Annotated in this window: 15 protein-coding genes; 1 reads left to right on the forward strand and 14 read right to left on the reverse strand. The window is 68.6% G+C overall.

The genetic code is table 11. The features are described from left to right. Window positions 1-16: 16 nt before the first annotated feature. From QRN04_RS06890 to QRN04_RS06950, 13 genes are all read right to left on the reverse strand, one after another. The gene (locus QRN04_RS06890; RefSeq protein ID WP_071416490.1) at window positions 17-289 is read right to left on the reverse strand and encodes a hypothetical protein; all 273 of its coding nucleotides are present in this window, start codon (window positions 287-289) and stop codon (window positions 17-19) included. A 25-nt stretch (window positions 290-314) separates the two neighbouring features. Next, the gene (locus QRN04_RS06895; RefSeq protein WP_133830700.1) at window positions 315-1,109 is read right to left on the reverse strand and encodes a hypothetical protein; all 795 of its coding nucleotides are present in this window, start codon (window positions 1,107-1,109) and stop codon (window positions 315-317) included. Between the two features lie 87 nt (window positions 1,110-1,196). After that, a complete protein-coding gene (locus QRN04_RS06900; protein ID WP_071416492.1) occupies window positions 1,197-1,736 on the reverse strand; it encodes a hypothetical protein in 540 nt (179 codons plus the stop codon). 160 nt (window positions 1,737-1,896) lie between these two features. Beyond that, entirely contained in the window at window positions 1,897-4,173 is a 2,277-nt protein-coding gene (mobL, locus tag QRN04_RS06905) for a relaxase MobL (protein ID WP_166651670.1), read from the reverse strand. 94 nt (window positions 4,174-4,267) lie between these two features. Next, window positions 4,268-5,284, reverse strand: coding sequence for a hypothetical protein (locus tag QRN04_RS06910; protein ID WP_133830699.1), 1,017 nt, complete (start codon window positions 5,282-5,284; stop codon window positions 4,268-4,270). Next, a complete protein-coding gene (locus tag QRN04_RS06915) occupies window positions 5,284-5,820 on the reverse strand; it encodes a hypothetical protein (RefSeq protein WP_133830698.1) in 537 nt (178 codons plus the stop codon). The genes QRN04_RS06910 and QRN04_RS06915 overlap by 1 nt, the downstream gene beginning before the upstream one ends. Window positions 5,821-5,872: 52 nt before the next feature. Continuing rightward, window positions 5,873-6,604 (reverse strand): hypothetical protein, encoded by a 732-nt coding sequence (locus QRN04_RS06920; protein WP_284975290.1) that lies wholly within the window; start codon window positions 6,602-6,604, stop codon window positions 5,873-5,875. Then, window positions 6,601-7,407, reverse strand: a complete 807-nt coding sequence (locus QRN04_RS06925) for a hypothetical protein (RefSeq protein WP_133830696.1) — start codon at window positions 7,405-7,407, stop codon at window positions 6,601-6,603. Before QRN04_RS06925 ends, QRN04_RS06920 begins: the two co-directional genes overlap by 4 nt. 73 nt (window positions 7,408-7,480) lie before the next feature. After that, complete coding sequence (locus QRN04_RS06930) at window positions 7,481-8,203, reverse strand: hypothetical protein (protein ID WP_284975291.1); 723 nt, start codon at window positions 8,201-8,203, stop codon at window positions 7,481-7,483. Beyond that, entirely contained in the window at window positions 8,203-9,147 is a 945-nt protein-coding gene (locus QRN04_RS06935; protein ID WP_284975292.1) for a hypothetical protein, read from the reverse strand. Before QRN04_RS06935 ends, QRN04_RS06930 begins: the two co-directional genes overlap by 1 nt. A 163-nt stretch (window positions 9,148-9,310) precedes the next feature. Next, complete coding sequence (locus QRN04_RS06940; RefSeq protein WP_133830693.1) at window positions 9,311-11,602, reverse strand: phage tail tip lysozyme; 2,292 nt, start codon at window positions 11,600-11,602, stop codon at window positions 9,311-9,313. A gap of 58 nt (window positions 11,603-11,660) precedes the next feature. Continuing rightward, the gene (locus QRN04_RS06945) at window positions 11,661-12,962 is read right to left on the reverse strand and encodes a hypothetical protein (RefSeq protein ID WP_133830692.1); all 1,302 of its coding nucleotides are present in this window, start codon (window positions 12,960-12,962) and stop codon (window positions 11,661-11,663) included. A 173-nt stretch (window positions 12,963-13,135) separates the two neighbouring features. Next, entirely contained in the window at window positions 13,136-13,519 is a 384-nt protein-coding gene (locus QRN04_RS06950; RefSeq protein ID WP_056387364.1) for a hypothetical protein, read from the reverse strand. Window positions 13,520-13,961: 442 nt separating this feature from the next. Here QRN04_RS06950 and QRN04_RS06955 point away from each other — a divergent pair, with 442 nt between their 5' ends. Beyond that, window positions 13,962-14,453 carry a helix-turn-helix domain-containing protein gene (locus QRN04_RS06955; protein ID WP_133830691.1) on the forward strand — a complete coding sequence of 164 codons (492 nt, stop codon included), beginning with the start codon at window positions 13,962-13,964 and terminating at the stop codon, window positions 14,451-14,453. Here QRN04_RS06955 and QRN04_RS06960 read toward each other — a convergent pair. Continuing rightward, the gene (locus QRN04_RS06960) at window positions 14,434-15,606 is read right to left on the reverse strand and encodes a site-specific integrase (protein WP_056387362.1); all 1,173 of its coding nucleotides are present in this window, start codon (window positions 15,604-15,606) and stop codon (window positions 14,434-14,436) included. The two genes, QRN04_RS06955 and QRN04_RS06960, sit on opposite strands and share 20 nt — an antisense overlap. Between the last annotated feature and the right edge of the window lie 248 nt (window positions 15,607-15,854).

Raw genomic sequence — 15,854 nt, forward strand, 5'->3', positions numbered from 1 at the left:
CTCCGTAGGGGTGCTGTCACAGCCCCTGCTGGCGGTCCTCCTGGGACGAAGCCCCATCCTGCTCGAACTGGTAGTCGTACCGCTCGCTCAGCGGCCTGCTGGACTCCCGGTCGCGCCGTGCCCGCTCGTTCGCCTCCCGCTGCTGACGCATCGAGGCACCCACGCGGTCGACCAGTGCGCGCCCGGCCTCCGCCCACATGTCCTTGCCCTCGTCCGGGGCCGTGATCTCGTCCAGGCCCAGCTCCAGCAGGCTCGTGCCGCTCAGTGGGCTGGGATCGTTCGTCGCCATAGCCTTCTCCTCCTCCGCGCCTGTCTCAGGCCCCGCGCTGCTGCTCGGTGCCCTCGGGCCCGCCCTGGCCCTCGAACTGATAGTCGTACCTCTCGCTGACCGGCTTCCGTCCCTGCGGCGAGGTGCCCGGCAGCTGCTCCTGAGCACCACGGCCGACAACCGAGCCCATCCGCCCGACCAGGTCCGCCCCGGCAGCGGAGCCCTGGGGGGCCTTCTGTCCGCCATGTCCGGCCAGCTCCGTGTGCAGCCCGCGGGCTGCACCCAAGGCAGCTCCCCTGGCGGCGCTGGCGGCGACGCCCCTGGTCGATGCACCAGACTGCTGGGCACGTTGGGCGTGGGCCGCGGCATCCTGCATGGCCTCGGTGCCGAGCCGCCTGGCTCCCTCGCGGAGGCCCGCGGACTGCACGGCCTGTCCGACCTTCGACCCGGCGGCCCGCTGGGTGAGCGGGACCTTCACCGGACCCTGAACCGTGCCGCCGGCATGGGCCTGCTTCGCCTGGGGCTGCTCCTGCCGGGACGATTCCGGCTTCGGCACATCCGCTGAAGTGATCATCCCCGGTGCCGGCTCAGCCTGCGGGCGCGGCCGCCGCTCGACCACGTTGGGGTTGAACCTCGAGCCCGGCTGGCCGGGAGCGGGGGAGGAGGGCACGCTGTATCGGGGACCCCGCACCGCGCCGAGGCCCGCCTGCGAGCTCGGGCCCCGCTGCTCTCCGGTATCGGGGGTGGCCCCGCGGATCGCCGCCAGCTGCTCGGGCGTGTACGACGTCGGGCGCTGGCCGTGCTCCGGTCGGCCCTGGGAACTTTTACTGAGATCTGCCATGATGATTCGTTCCTCTCTATGCGAAAGGCCCCCGGAGAGGTCTCTCCGGGGGCCTTTCAATGAGTTCTGCTGAGCCGTGGATCGGTGTCAGCCGACCGCGGGGGCCTCGGCCTCGACGACCTGCTCGGCCTGGGCGGTCTGCTCCGGACCGGCCTGGCTCTGCTTGGCAGCCGCCTGGGCCTCCTTGGCCGCCTTCATGGAGGCGAACTGGTTGTCCAGGGTCTTGGCGTCGACCTTGAAGTCGCTGGCCTCCACGGACTTGGTGTTGACCACCAGACCGGTGCCGCGCGAGGCCGGCATCACGTTGCCCTTGAAGCCGTAGACGGTGCCGACCTTCTCGCCGTCCTTGTTGAGCAGCGGCTCCGTATTCGGGCCCGCGGCCTTGACGATCTCCTCCAGCTGGCCCACCGAGTAGGGGGCGGTGTTGGCGAAGCGCTCCTTGCCGTCCGGGCCCTTCACGCGCTCGGACTTCAGGTGCAGGTTGCTCTGCTCCGGTCCGCGCGAGTCGCGGGCGTCGACCTGGATGTCGGCGTAGTGCGACTTGCCGTCCTTGGTCGCGCCGTTGTCATAGACCTTGGCGATGAGGTTGACCCCGGTCATTGCGCCCTTGCCCTTGAGAAGTGCCATGATCTCGTCCTTTCGTCGTTCCGTCCGCCACTCGGCAGAACGGCCTTGATCATTCACGTCGTCCGAGCAAAGCCCCGAAGTGCAGTGCCGAACTGCTCTATACACTAATACTCCTATAGAGCATTCCGCAACCATTCGAATGATCTTTCGACTCGTGTCCCTACTCGTGCTGGATGCCGTCGGACCGGCCTGCCGGCTCCTGCTCGGGGCCGGGGAGGACCCCGGCACCAGCCACCGCGGCGTCGACCCGCTGCTGGACACGCACCACCAGGCCGGCGTCGAGCGAGGAGGCCTTCGAACGGCGCATCCGGGCCGCCTGTTCCTGCTCTTCGCGCAGCGCCGCGATCCTCGAACGCAGAACCGGCCGCGTGGAGCCGTCCTCCACCGGAACCAGTTCCCGCGAGACCCGGGTCATCGCGGCGATGTCGTCGACAGGGAGGTCGGCGATCGCCTCGGACTGGCCTGACTGGTCGAGGTACTCCATGGCCGCCAGCAGCAGCCGGCGGCGTTCGGCCGCGGCTGCGGTGAACTCCCGCCGGGCCCGCTCGCCGATCTCGACATCGGCCACGAAGTCGTAGCCCAGGTGATGCAGGTCCAGTGCCTTGACCTCGTCGAAGGGGTGCACCGTCCCGGTCTCGATCGACAGCTGGGTGGAGACCTCCGGATCCCCGCCGGCGACGGCGCGGCGCTGGTCAGCAGGACCGGCGACGAGCACCAGCCCCGAGTCGGCCAGGTCGGTGCGCAGCTCCTGGAGCCGTTCGTCGTAGACCTGCTTCATCGTCTCGATGCGCGCGTCCAGGACCGCCCGTCCGGCCTTGCCCGCGGTCAGGTGCCGTCCGCCGGGCTGGCCGTAGATCTCGCGGCCCATCTCCTCGGCCTGGTCGGCGTCCTTCATCCGCTGCAGCGAGGCGTCCTGGCGCAGCGCCATCAGCGAGAGCAGGCGCTGGCCGTACGCGGCGACCTCCTGCTGCTGGGCGTACCACTGGCTGGCGTCGCCGACAAACGGTAGGAAGTGCTGGTACTTGCTCATCACCCGCCGGTGCCAGTCCTCTTCGTAGCGGTAGAAGTCGTAGAGCGGCCGGGAGTCCTCTACGGCCACTTCGGCCTTCTCGGCACGCTCCCATTGCCGGGCCAGGTCGCGGTAGGCGCTGGCCTTGGACTTGTGATGCTGCAGGCGGGAGGCATAGCTGCGCAGCCGGAAGCCGAAGGAGACGACATCGTCCTCCGAGCTGCCGTGCTGCTGCTGGCGCTCTGCGGCCAGGGCGGCCATCTCGGCGTAGTCCATACCCATCACCTCAAGCATCGGCGTACGCACCCGCAGCTCCTCCTCGGGCAGGGCGCGCAGCATCTGGTAGACCCCGTTGACCGCCCGCTCGGTGATCTGGTTGCGGCCCGCGTCGACCAGGCGCTGCCACGCGTCGGTGGGCAGGCCCTCGGCCTCGCGGCGCTGATTGGCGTACTCCACGACCCTCTCCATTGCCGCCGGCAGCGGAGAGCCCGGCCGCTCCAGCTGCTCGGCCACCAGCTCGGAGACCAGACGGTTGGCTTTGCGCATCCGCAGATCGTTGGTTCCGGCGCGCCACAGCGAGCGGTCTGCGGGCAGGCAGGCCAGCAGGAACTGGGGGAGGGCCTCTGAGCGCATGCGCTCGTGTGCCCAGCGCTTGATGAAGGTCGTCACGTTCCTGCGCTCGTATCCGACGGCGCTGGACAGGTGCGCGACGACCTGCTTCTCGTCCAGCCAGGCGTCCACGCCGCGCCGCAACCGGGACTTGTGCCGATCCAGAAGCTTGCCCCGCTGGGTGCCGTCCTTGGCCAGGCGGCCGTGTCCGGCGTCGACCATCGCCAGGTGGCAGTGGACGTGCTCGGTGTCGACCTGGATCACGCCGACGTAGCGCAGGTCGTCGAAACCGCTCGTGCCCGAGCTCATCCGCTCCAGCCCGTGCATGATCGCCATCCGCAGCTTCATCTGGTCGATGTGGCCGCGGTAGTCCCCGCGGCCTTCGCAGTGAAAGTCCTCGCCGACGATGCGGTGCCGTTTCAGGTATTCCTCATCGAAGGAGAGCACGGTCTTCAGCACCGTCTTGCCGCTCTCGAAGTGTTTCTGGATGTCCCGGGACGCAGCCCGCAGCTGCTCGTCGGAGAGCGACACTGAGCCGTAGCCGAAGGCCACGCCGCCATCGCCCTGGGCCTGGCGCATTGTCGTCTTGGCCTCGACCCTGCTCGTCCCTGCGCGCTCGACCGCGCTCTCGCGGGCCATATAGCGCAGGATGAAGTCGTCCGTGCGCAGCCGCTGGATCGGCGCGAGCGACTCAGTCGCCTGCTCGCGCGCCATGTACCGGGTGACGTAGTCGCCGGGGGTGCCGCCCCGGGACCCCTTGCCGCCGGGCAGCGGCACACTGAACTCGTTGACGATGACCACTGACTGCTTCAGGCCCATCCCGCCTCATACCTCCGTCGTGTGAATGCACAGAACCCCGGCCGCTGTCCTCCAGCGACCGGGGCCCGTCCTGACTGCTCTGCCCGCCTCGGCCTCAGTGGCCCAGACCGTGCCCGTCTTCCTCGCCGAAGTCGAGGTCGGCGGCGCGGCGGGAGGCCTCGCGCTTGCGCTCCTCGAGCGTCGGCGCGGGCACCTCCTGCCCGGTGGCCTCCTCATCCAGACCAAAGTCCAGATCGTGGGTCGCGCCGGCATCCGGCTCCGCGTCCGCAGGGGCGGCAGTATCCTCCGGTCCGTCCAGGTGCAGGGCCGGGGCCACACGCTGGTGGTACAGGTGCTCGGGCGTGCCCTCAGTGCGCTCCAGCTCAGCCTGATACTGCTCGCGCTCCGCGGTGATCTCGGCCTCGACCGCCAGCAACTGCGCGGTGACGCCCTCGGCAGCCGGCTGCTGCGCCTCCGGCCGCTGGAGGTTCTCCGCCTGCGCGACCAAGTCGAGCTCGTCCTCGCTGAACAGCGAGTTGATCGCGTCGGAGCGGGCCCGCAGGCCCCGCTGGTCGACGACGGACTCAACCGGACCATGACCATCCTTGGAGCGATCAGCGAAGTAGGCCGCCAGGTCGTACTCGGTGGAGGCCAGGTCGATCTCGAGATCGGCGATGCGGTGCACGTTCATGAAGACCACGGGGGCATCGGCCTGGTCCCCAGACGGGGTGAGCACGAGGGCATCCACCCTGGCGGGCAGCTCCCACTCGATCCCCGTGAGCTGGTCGGGCACGGTGAACGAAGGGCTGAAGTAGCCCTTGGCCGCCAGTGCGACCAGCTGCTCGTCGTCGAACTCGTAGAAGGCGTCGACCTTCTCGCCCTGGCCGTGCGAGTAGGTCACCTGGGTGATCCCGTACGGCAGCGGCTCGGCGGGAGTGATCGAGCGCAGCTCGCCCACGACGTGCAGGTAGGGCCGGTAGTTCTCCTCCTTGCCGCGGTGCTTGAGCTCGACAGAGTCGACCAGCACCCCGATCTGGGCATCGAGGCCGTCGTAGCGGTGCGCCTGCACGCCACGCTCCCGCAGGGCCCGGTCGGCCCACACGTCGTTCATCATCAGTCCAGCAGTGCGCATCAGTTGCTCCTCTTCCGGTTGGTCTTCTTGCTCGGGCGGGTGGTCCTGGGGGCGGCGGTGGCCGGGGCCAGCGCCGGGGTGCGGGCGTCGCGCACAGCCTGGATCCGGCAGGTGGACCAGCGCCACATCCCGCGCATCGCAGCGATCTCCGCGGCGGCCAGCAACAGGACCACAAACAGCAGCGGGGCGATCCACATCGCGACGGTCCCGGCCATGGTCAGGTCGCCGCTTGCTGCGCCCGACTGCCGGTGCAGCCACGCGCCGAGCATCGGGATCACGACCATCGCAGTCATCGAGGCCAGCACGTAGTCGGCGATGAGCACGACCGAGCGGAAGAACACCGCCCAGATCAGCACCGGCGATCCGCCGGAGCCCTTCCCGGGGGCCAGGCGGCGCAGCGCGCCGGCCAGCTTCGAAGGGCCACGCCCGGCCTTCGGCTTGACCGGGGCCTTCTCGACGGGGACTGCAGTGGCAGCCTCCACGCGGGCTTCGTGCTCGGTCGCGCTGCCGGTCTTGTCCAGAGTCTGGATCGTCATTCGTCTCGTCCTTCGTGGTTGTCGTGTCGTGTCTGTGCGGGTGTCCCGCCGGTCAGCCGCTGTGGCTGGGTCCGGGGCTGGCGGTATCGGCCGGTGAAGCAGAGGCAGGTGGCCTCTGCGCGGCAAGCTGGTCCCGCGTCCGGCCCGAGGCCCGGTACGCTTCGAACGAGGCGACCGTGCCGTCCTGTCCGGTGGCGAAGGTGAAGAGCACGTACTCACTTTTGGCCGTGGACTTGCCGTCGGCGGACACCGGGTCCAGGCGCGCCACTCCGATGTAGGAGTAGTCCAGGCCCTTCACCGCGGCAACGTCGACGTCGAAGTCGGCCAGCTGGTACGCCGTCCCCGCGCCCTTTCCGGCACCGGTCGCTGCCATCCACTCCGGGATGAACTCGGTGAGGGTCCGGGACGAGGTCCCGAGAAACCCGTACCGGGCGTCGAGGGCGGCCTGCGTCTCCTTGACGGTCCGCGAGGCGGCCGAAGAATCCGTCAGGCTCAGCAGCACCGAGCGCGCTGCGGCCCGGTCCCGGTCGGCCCGCTCGGCATCCATCCCCGGCAGGGCAGCCAGCAACCGGGCATGCTTGGTCTCAAGTGCCGCCTGCGCGTCCTCCTGCTTGCCCTGGAGCTGGACGATGAGCTGGTCGGCCTTGGCGTCGGCGTCCGCCGAACCGTCGGCCAGCAGCGCCGGGGCCAGAGAGAGCAGCGACAGCGCCAGCAGCGTTCCGGTGCTGCAGACCAGGACCTTCCCGGCCCTCGCGCGCACCCAGTCCTTCACGTCCTCGATCACGGTGCCTTCACCTCCTGCCGCAGGGCCTCGCCCGTGGTCGTCGTTCCGGTCTGGACCCCGGAGAAGCTCTTGCGGGTCATGTCGTAGTCAGCCCGGGCCCAGGCCAGTACCGCCGGGGCCTGCCCGGCCGCCGGGCGGGTCTGCACCGCCAACCAGGTGACCCGGATCGTGCCGTCCACCTCGACCGAGTAAGGGCGCTGGGCGACCCACTTGAAGCCGGAGTCGAAGCTCATCGGAATCTCGTTGCCCGCGGCGACGTCCTTGTCGGAGGCCAGCAGGTACCAGGGTTGGAGAGTGGCCTGCCCGACGTCGGGGGCGAAGTACGGGGTGAGGTTCCGGCGCGTCGGCTCGGCGGCAGCCTGGTCCAGCGTCCCGCCCGAGTCCGCCACCGAGGGTGTCAGGTAGCGGTACTCGTTCTGCAACCGGGCGATCTGTTCCGCAGCTCCCTGTGCCGTGACCAGGGCGCGGTCAGCGTCCTTGGCCTCCGGGAGGGCGTCGGTGCGCACCGCGGCGGTGCGGATCTGCTCGCGCAGGGAGACGATTTGCTGAGCCTTGTCTTGGCTGACGGTGGCCTCGCCACCAGAGAGACCTGCGCCGACCAGGAAGCAGAGCAGCGCAGCTGCCCCCGTGCACACCCCGCCGATGGCCGCCCGGCGGCTCATCAGCGCACCCGGGACATTTCCGTCCCCAGTGGGGTCGGCGTCGCCCGGTGCCGCACCGGCGTCCGGCGCGGCCACGAAGCGGGTCTTGCGGACAGGCTTGTCAGCCTGCACACCCGACTCGCCGATCTTTGTCGATGCCATTGCCCCTCAACTCGCTCTTCGTCTCGAGTACCAGTACAACTCTATCAAGAAGATGAGTCGAAAGGGAGTCGGATCATCTGGAATGACGAGTCGAACCGCCAGCGGGAATGGCGGACAGGCCAGAGACCTTCCCTTGCGCGTCGACGGTGAGGTACACCAGCACGGTCCGGTACGACTTGACCCGGTCCGGTGCCACCTTGTTCTGGGACACCGCATCGGAGGTAGCCGCCACCTCGATCTGCACGGCATACGTGTACTCGTCCGCGGTGACCTTCACGACCTCGAGGTCCGCGTCGGCATTGACCGCCGAGTTCAGCCCTTGGGTGTCGATGTAGTAGTAGCGCTTGCCCGCGGCGTCTTCGTTGAAGCGCGCCGGCGGCATGAACTGCTTCAGGAACTGCTCGTCCTCGGACAGGTGGTAGCGCTCTTTCAGGTCCCGGCGAGCGGCCTCGTAGGCCTGGCCGGAGTCCCAGGTGAATGCCGTCTTCACCAGGCGGTCCACGATCTGCGTGTCGTCGTGGATCCGGCTCTGGCTCACGCCGAGCGACTGCATGACATCCTGCTCGACCTGCTCGGACTTCGCGGTCCCGACCGAGGCAAGCTGGCCCTGAAGGCCCGTGATCGTCTGCTGCTGCTGATCCAGTGCACTGCGCTGGGACCCCCATGTCAGGCCGGTCACCGTCACGGCGGTAACCAGCAGTACCGCGACCCCGACCACCAGGGCGTTGCGCCGCATGAAGCCCGGTTCCGGCGCTGCCGTTTCGTCCGTGCCGTCAATCTGCTGCTCCTGCATCATCAGCCCTCTCCGCTTCCGTTACCCGTCGTCGATGCGCCCTGCTGGTGCTCCGCGCCGGCGGCGGTCACCACGACCTTGAGATCCGCGAAAGTCCCGGCCTTCCCGTCGTAGGAGTAGGCCGCGTTCGCCCACGCCAGCACCTGTCCACCCGCGGTGTCCCGGCACAGCCAGATCACCCGCGCCGTGCGCGTGGTGCCCGTGGCGTCCTGGGTGGCGAGGTCCGGCATTACCGACTCGACCGACCAGGCGTACGCTCCAGGCGAGGAAGCCTTCAAACCCTCGTAGCGCACGTACCAGGGGAACCGCGGGTCGATCTGCGTGCTCGGGTCGAACGGCGTCACAGAGGTCCGGGAGTAGGCCCCCTTCTCGTCGGCCAGGAACGAGCGCGGGCTGAACAGGGGTGCCAGCGTCCGGCGGTGCTCGGCGATCTGCAGTGTCGCCGCGTTCGGCGTACCGTTGCCCGCATTGGGCTGTGTCGCCGCCTCGTGGTGCAGCTGAGCGAAGCGCTGCTGGGCCTCCGCGACCTTCTGGGCGTCCTTTGCGGCTGCCTCCATCAGCCGCGTCATCTTTCCGGGCAGATCCGGGGCGACCGGAGTGCTCCTGGCATCCTCGATCTGGACCTGGAGCGCGGAGATCCGGTCGGCGTTTGCCGCGTGCTCCACCTCGAATCCCTTGCCGCTCACTCCCGCGGCCGCCGCGAGCCCGAGGATCGCCACGCCCATTGCGGCGCTCAAAACCAGGCGCGTCCGCCGCGCCGACTCCTCCGGAGTGCGTGCCTGCCGCTCTCCGCGCCGCTCGGAGCGCCAGCCCTCGAAGCGGGCCTCGAGTTCGACCCCGCTGACCCGCCTGCGGGTGGCGGGGGCCTTCAGCTTCTTCGGCGCGCCGTCCTCGTCCTTGACCGTGTCCCCGGCCCTGCCACGCGCATCATCGTCCGCACTCGTCACGATGCCCGCCCTTTCTCGCGTTGTCCTCATATATGACTCCAAGTCTATCTGTAATGGTCATTCAATAACGAGTCTGCCCCATTCGACAGGTCACTGCGCACGGATCGGGACGCAGAAAGGGCCGGTGCCCGGATCGTCCGGACACCGGCCCTGCTTCCGCCGGCTACGCCGGCAGGTTGCCGCCCGTGGTGATGAGGTCCGTGACGTCGACGAACACCCACCCCTCGGACTTCATCCGCTCCGCACTGTCAACGCGAACGCGGCCCATGAACGCGCAGTAGCCGGCCTCACCGAGGATGACCTTGTCGCCCTGCACGCCCAGCACCACGAGGGTGTGGCCCGCGGACCCCGTACCCGGCCCGGAACCGACCGAGTACGCCGTCGGCGTACTCGAGACCTGCTTGCCCGTCATGGACGCGATCGCGTGGGCTGTCTGGATGCCGTCGCCCGGCGGGTACTGCTGGAACGAGGTGTACTTGTTCATGAAGTAGACCGAGAACGACACGCAGTTCATGGCGTGGTTGTCGCCGCAGGAGCCCGGTCCGCTAGCGCCGTACTTGTCGTCCAGGAACTTGTCGCCCTCCTGGTTGTACAGGTCGATCAGCTGCCGGGCCTGCTCCTCGTTCATGCCGCCGTCGACGAGGCTGCCCGGGCGCACCTTGGTGTCGCTGTCGCAGTTGCCGAAGACGGAGCGGATCCCGCTGCCGACCGTGTCGACAATGCCGCCCACGATGTCCTGAACCCCGCCCACGACCGAGGTGTCGACGGTCCAGCCGCTCATCTTGCCGAACCACATCTCGGCGTCGGCCTTACGCTGCTGCAGCTGTGAAGCGTTGTCGGCCGAGCGCTCCCACTTGTCGTGGAAGTGCAGTGCAGCAGCAGAGGGAGAGCCCTGCGAGGTCTTGATCATGTCCTTGAACACGGCCACGTCCCCCGGGCTGTCGCCCTCCGCCATGAATGCCAGCTGGGCCTTGATGGTGTACCAGTCCAGGTTCTTGGACTTGGCATAATCCAGGAGCATCGTGGTGCGCCCGTTCGACCACTGGCCCAGACCGATGCCGCCGTGCGACTGGCCGGGGATGTGGGTGAAGTTCCCGTCCCAGGCGGTCTGCTTGCGCGGGCCGATCTGGTAGGGCTCGTTGTAGATGCCCTCCACGCTGGTGGGGTCCACGCCCGACTCCTGCGACCAGTTGCCCAGGATGCCCGCGATGTTCTCCTCGGGCATACCCCAGGTCTTCAGCACGGAGTAGACCGCCCGGGCGTTCGCCTCGGTGTTCGCCGGGACGTCAGCGCCGGGGCCGTTGCGGCTGACATTGACGATGCAGTTGGTCATGGTCGAGCCGCGGCCGCCATCGAGGCCGGCCTGGTCGAGCACACCCGTGAGGACCGTGCTGAGCACAGCCACCGCGGCAACGGTCGCAGCCACCCCGGATGCGGCCGTGGCCACCGGGGCGACGGTGGCCGTCACGGTGACCCCGAACACGGCTCCTGCCGCCTTGCCGACCAGCCCGCCCAGTGCGATGAACGGTGCGGCGATCGTGTGCCCGACCGCCTTGGCGATCCCAAGGATGAAACCCCAGATCATGCTGGCCGCGTTGGCGGCCATCGCGAGCATCGCGAAGAACATGGTCTTGAGCCACTTCAGGAAGGCCATGACCATGAGAAGCCCCGCAGCCGGGGGAGCGGCCGCCGCGGTGCCGCCGACGGCGACACCCCTGGCGGTCTTGGACAGCAGCTGGCCGTCCTTCTCCTTCTGCGAGGTCCGCTCGTAGCCGGTGCCCCCGGCACCGAGCCGCTTGTCGGCAGGCTCGGCGTCCGGACCTCCGCCGGTGACCTTGGACGCACCGTCGACAACATCCTTGCCGGTCTCCAGGCCCACATTCTTGGCAGCGCCGACCGCTGCCCCGGGCAGCGCGCCGACACCACCGGCGGCGGCTCCGGCCTGCGCCCCGGCGACAGCTCCCGAGGCAGCCGCTCCCGCGTACCGGCCGGCACCGCGGCGGACCGCGCTGCTGCCGTCACCCTCGACCGCCTTGCGGGCAGCTCCCCCGGCCGCCCCGGCGGCGACACCGTCGAGGCTCTTGGCAGCCTTGGCGGCCTTGCTGGTCTTGCTGGCTGTGTCGGCCGCACCTGTGGCCTTGCCAGCGGCAGCCGCTGCGTCCGGGGCCGGTGCGGCTCCCAGGTGCTTCGACCCGCGGCCCGCAGGCGTCGGGTCCACGGGCTGCGGCGCGGGGGAGGCCCCCGGGGTTTTCGGCAGACCCTTGGCTGCATCCCCGGACGGGGAAGGAGCGGAGGCCGCTCCGGTACGGGGCCCGGCGCGGCGTACGCCGGACCCCTCACGACGAGGTGGCTGCGACTCCTCCTTCGCACCCCCGTCGGCGGACCTGCGGTCCCCGCGGGGCGATGCAGCGCGCCGGGCCGGGTCATCCCGCCGCGTCGGCTGGTCGATGGCCATAAGCTTGTCCTTTCCGGCTCGATGCCTGGGTGGTGACTGCCCGCTCCGTGGAGCGCGCTCAGTGATAGACGGTCAGGAAGTCCCCGGCCGAGTTCGCAGTGCTGTTGGACTGCACATCGCGCAGCTTCACGTCCAGGCCGAGCAGCTCGAGCAGAAGCCCGGACTGGTACTCCGACTTGGCCTTGCCGTAGTCCTGGTAGGCCTGAGAGAGGTTGTTCATCACGTTCGTGAGCGGGCGCATCGTCACATCGGAGGACCGGTAGTCCTTCTTCAGGTCGGTGCCGTCGGAGAGGACCCACTTCATGTCCGAGACCTGCTGGCTCGTGCTGTCGCTGCCCTCGGCGCGCTTGTCGGCGAGGAACTGCACATAGCCCTTACCGGCGGGCACGAGCGTGTCGAGGTAGCCGGCATAGACGTTGCCCGCGCGCCAGTTGAAGTCGAATCCGCCGGGCACGACATGGCCCGTCTTCAGCTCCAGCGTCGCTTTCCCGTCCTTGGCCTCGGCCGCCGAGACACCAGCCACCTGATCACCTGCGATGGAGGTCGGAACGGCCGGCGGACGGAGGAAGAGCCCATCGACCTTGGTGGTCGCCAGGTCGGAGGTGTACGACTCGACCTGCTTCAGGCTCGTGCGCATCGCGAGCAGCTTCTGGTCGAGCTTGTCCCGCGTCTGCTGCTCCTGGGTCTTCAGCACGACGTCGTAATAGGCCCGGGCCGGGTCGAAGCTGGCCGCGTCCAGGGCCGGGATGTCGGTGGTGCCCGACGCACCCGGGTTGATGATCACGCGCCACTGGTCGTACTTCTTGAAGCTCGAGTCGCCCACGACCTGGTCATCCCTGCTCTGCTGCCGCTCGTCGTAGGTCAGCTCGGCGTTCGCGCGGACGGTCAGGTTGAGCACCTGCCGGTCGAAGGGCCGGTCCGCGTCCAGGAGGACCCCGACGTAACCGGTCGAGCCGAAAACGTGGAAGGTGCCCCTGATTCCGCTGGTACTGACCTTCTCGGTCTGCAGCTTGTCGTTGGTGCCCAGCAGGAAGGCCTGGTAGTCCGCCGCGTTGTACGAGATCGCCGCGCTGGCGGGGAAGTGCATCATGACCAGTGCCCTGTTGCCGGTGTGATTGGTGTAGACCCCGTCGACCGTGCCCTTGAGCTGGGTCTTCGAGGAGGTGAACTCGGTGTTGTAGAGCGCGGTGTGCGACACCGCGTCGCTGCCCGCCTTGAAGGCGGCGGCACCCGAGCCGGCCACCACGACCAGCCCCATCACAGCGAAGATGCCGAAGAACACCCCGAAGCGCTCGATTGCGTGGTGCGAGTCGAGCTTGAACCGCTTGCCGAAGGCCAGCGCCTTGTCCTTGATCCCCATGTCCGTTCCCGTTCGTCCTGTTCCTTGCTCTGCCTGTCCTGCTCGTCGTCAGCGCCCGTCGTCCGACCCCGGAAACGACGCACCGGGCCGGTTGAGGCCTGGTGACCTCAACCGACCCGGTGCGGTCCGTCGACGCTTTGTGTGCCCGGCCGTTGATTCCTGCCGCGCCGGGCTTAGCCCAGGACGCCGCTGGTCAGTACGTGGCTGACCGTCTGCACGAGGACAGAGCCGCCGCCGAGGTCCTCGAGGGTCTTCTGGCCGCCGGAGCCGATGGTGTTGATCAGCGACCACCCACCGGTGCCGAGCGCGCCGCCGACCAGGATGAGCAGGGCGATGGTGCCCCAGCCCTGCTGCTGGCCCGCGGACTGCGGGGTGGCCATCAGCTTCTTGATCAGGAGCACGCCGCCCCAGACCAGTCCGACCGCACCCAGGAGCATGAGCAGCAGCCCGCCCCAGAGCTGGATCTGGGACTTCGCGTTCTCCAGGAAGCTCGTCAGGTCCCAGGCCGCGGTGGGCAGGGCGACCCGCTCGAGTGCCGCCTCGTAAATCTTCGTCATGGTTCTTTCCTCTCGCCTATCGAATGGTCGCTTGCATGACATGTGTCACGAGGCGACTGGCACAACCGATTCGCCTAGATAGAGCACAGCGCCCTATCAATGGTCTCTCCCGATGCGACGTGACTCCCCGTTGAGCGGGACGACATGCCTGCAATCATGCGGCCGACCCCTCTCTAGGGACTCGTATACGTGCACATCTTCAGTGACCAATCTACATCATTCGAGTCATCAGTCATAGTCGTATCAGTGACGAGTCGGATACGAGTCCAGAATGTGCTCGAAGACCAGCGCAAACGAGGTGTCGGCGGGAGGACTGACGTTCTGCTCAAAAACGTGTAGATTTCACATGACGGGGCGCGCGGTGTGCGGCTCCGGCACGGCTCGGCATACGCTTCTTGCTGAGCCCTTCGCGCCCATGTACCCGACCAGGAGCCCAAACCAGATGAACGCCTTGCCCGGAGACCTCTTCGCCCGCCGACTGCGACAGGAGAGGGAACGCCTGGGCATCAGCCAGGCTGAGCTGGCCCGCAGGATTGCCGAGATCCTTGGAACGAACGTCGACCCTTCGGCGGTGACCCGGATAGAGCAGCAAATCCGCGCCGTCCGCCTGGACGAGGCGGTCGCCGCCTCCAAGGCCCTGGACGTCCCCCTGGCGATCCTGGTCGCCGAGGATCCGGAGGCAGAGAGCGAGGCCCAGCTGCAGCAGTACCTCGCCGACCTGGCAGCGGCCCAGCGCGAGTGGGAGAAGAACAGGCTGGAGGTGCTGCGGCTCTCCAAGGCCATTCAAGTGCTCGGCGGCGGCGCTCAACTCAAAGGTGTCGTCGACTTCCGCCTCATGGAAAGCATCGACGCCCGCGTCCCGGTCGAGGAGGACGACCAGCACGGGCACCGGGTTGCCCCCGGCATCGAGGGGTCTACAACCCCAGACGCATGACGCTGTTGCGTGCCGCAGGATTGAACTCGCGGTCGTAAACGTCTACCGTCGCTGCCCGGCTCCACCGGCCGGCGCGCATGATCTCCTCCGTGCTCGCACCGTTGCGCCGCGCCTGGGTGACGTGCCCGGCCCGCAGCGAGTGGAAGCCGTAGGCAGCAGGGTTCATCCCCGCCTCGACCATGCGCGAGAGCAGCATCGTGTGCAGCGCGTCGCCGCTCACCGCCCGTGCATGGATCCGGGCGTCCTTCCTGTTGCGGTACGTTGCCCGGAGCAGGGGCGCGCCCGAGGCCAGGTCGGCGCTGCTGATGAGCGCCGTCGAGCCGGCGGCTCCGCAGACGTGCTCCTCGAGACCGTACGAGAACAGCTGCTGCATGATCCCGCGACGCCGTGTGCGCGCGTCGTCCTGCCGGGCGAGCCCGAGCAGCACGACCCAACGGTGCACCGCACACGGGGGACAGGATGCCGGCGAGCTCCCGAACGGCAGCACGACCACGTCCGGCAGCGCGTTCTCCGGGTCGGCCTTCGAGGCCCCCACATGAACGTGGACACCATCGACCGGGTGCAGCTCGAGCCGGTTCAGCGTCAGGGCCGCCGCCTCGCTCCTGCGCAGGGCCCCTGCGAACCCGAGCCACACCGCCAGGGCGTCCCTGGTGGCTGACACGCCTGCCGGATATGTGTCGTGCTCCATCACCGCGATGATCCGGACCACGTCGTCCAGAAGCAGAGGGCGCTTGCGCCGGGGCCTGGTGGCCCGCAGCTTGGCCAGCCCGCGCACGAGATCCACCACGCCGCGGTGGGCCGTGGGATCCAGAAGCCCGCCGCGGAGGTGCCTCTCGCCGATACCGGCCAGGCGCTGGCGGATCGTCGCGACGGAGAACCGGGGGAGCCCGTCGTCATCGAGCTGCGTGGACATCCAGGCGACGTACCAGCGCACGGTCTCCGGATGCGCAGGCAGCGCCTCCAGCCCGTGGCCGGTACAGAAGTCATCAAAGGCACGCCACGCCGTGGCATAGGCGCGCCGGGTGGCAGCAGACAGCGTGTGTCCTTCCAAAGACCGCGAAATTTCTTCGAGCTCGCGCAGCTCGTCGTCCACCTCCGGTTCAGGTGGGACGGTGGGAGCGCTGAGCGCTGCGAGCCTCACCTGTACTGCCATGACTCCAGTCTCGACTCACTGGCCGGAGAATCCAAGTCGCAATGGTCTGTCAGTGGCGATTCCCCATACCCGCGATCGACGGGGCGGCTTCGAACCGGGTCTCTGGTAAGTGCGCTTATCGGGGCATGGAGAAGGACTGCCTTCGCGTGACGCGGTGAGGGGAAATCAGCAGCGGCCAGGTCCCGGATAAGATCACGAGGGGCAGTGTGTCCCGCCCTGCCATGTAAGGAGTAGCAACGTGCGTGAAC

The organism is Arthrobacter sp. efr-133-TYG-104 (assembly GCF_030208915.1).
Lineage (GTDB): Bacteria > Actinomycetota > Actinomycetes > Actinomycetales > Micrococcaceae > Arthrobacter.

Bases quoted from the DNA above. Each gene is read 5' to 3' on its own strand.
- QRN04_RS06890 (WP_071416490.1), bottom strand. From the start codon at position 289: ATGGCGACGAACGATCCCAGCCCACTGAGCGGCACGAGCCTGCTGGAG.
- QRN04_RS06895 (WP_133830700.1), bottom strand. From the start codon at position 1,109: ATGGCAGATCTCAGTAAAAGTTCCCAGGGCCGACCGGAGCACGGCCAG.
- QRN04_RS06900 (WP_071416492.1), bottom strand. From the start codon at position 1,736: ATGGCACTTCTCAAGGGCAAGGGCGCAATGACCGGGGTCAACCTCATC.
- mobL (WP_166651670.1), bottom strand. From the start codon at position 4,173: ATGGGCCTGAAGCAGTCAGTGGTCATCGTCAACGAGTTCAGTGTGCCG.
- QRN04_RS06910 (WP_133830699.1), bottom strand. From the start codon at position 5,284: ATGCGCACTGCTGGACTGATGATGAACGACGTGTGGGCCGACCGGGCC.
- QRN04_RS06915 (WP_133830698.1), bottom strand. From the start codon at position 5,820: ATGACGATCCAGACTCTGGACAAGACCGGCAGCGCGACCGAGCACGAA.
- QRN04_RS06925 (WP_133830696.1), bottom strand. From the start codon at position 7,407: ATGGCATCGACAAAGATCGGCGAGTCGGGTGTGCAGGCTGACAAGCCT.
- QRN04_RS06930 (WP_284975291.1), bottom strand. From the start codon at position 8,203: ATGATGCAGGAGCAGCAGATTGACGGCACGGACGAAACGGCAGCGCCG.
- QRN04_RS06940 (WP_133830693.1), bottom strand. From the start codon at position 11,602: ATGGCCATCGACCAGCCGACGCGGCGGGATGACCCGGCCCGGCGCGCT.
- QRN04_RS06945 (WP_133830692.1), bottom strand. From the start codon at position 12,962: ATGGGGATCAAGGACAAGGCGCTGGCCTTCGGCAAGCGGTTCAAGCTC.
- QRN04_RS06950 (WP_056387364.1), bottom strand. From the start codon at position 13,519: ATGACGAAGATTTACGAGGCGGCACTCGAGCGGGTCGCCCTGCCCACC.
- QRN04_RS06955 (WP_133830691.1), top strand. From the start codon at position 13,962: ATGAACGCCTTGCCCGGAGACCTCTTCGCCCGCCGACTGCGACAGGAG.
- QRN04_RS06960 (WP_056387362.1), bottom strand. From the start codon at position 15,606: ATGGCAGTACAGGTGAGGCTCGCAGCGCTCAGCGCTCCCACCGTCCCA.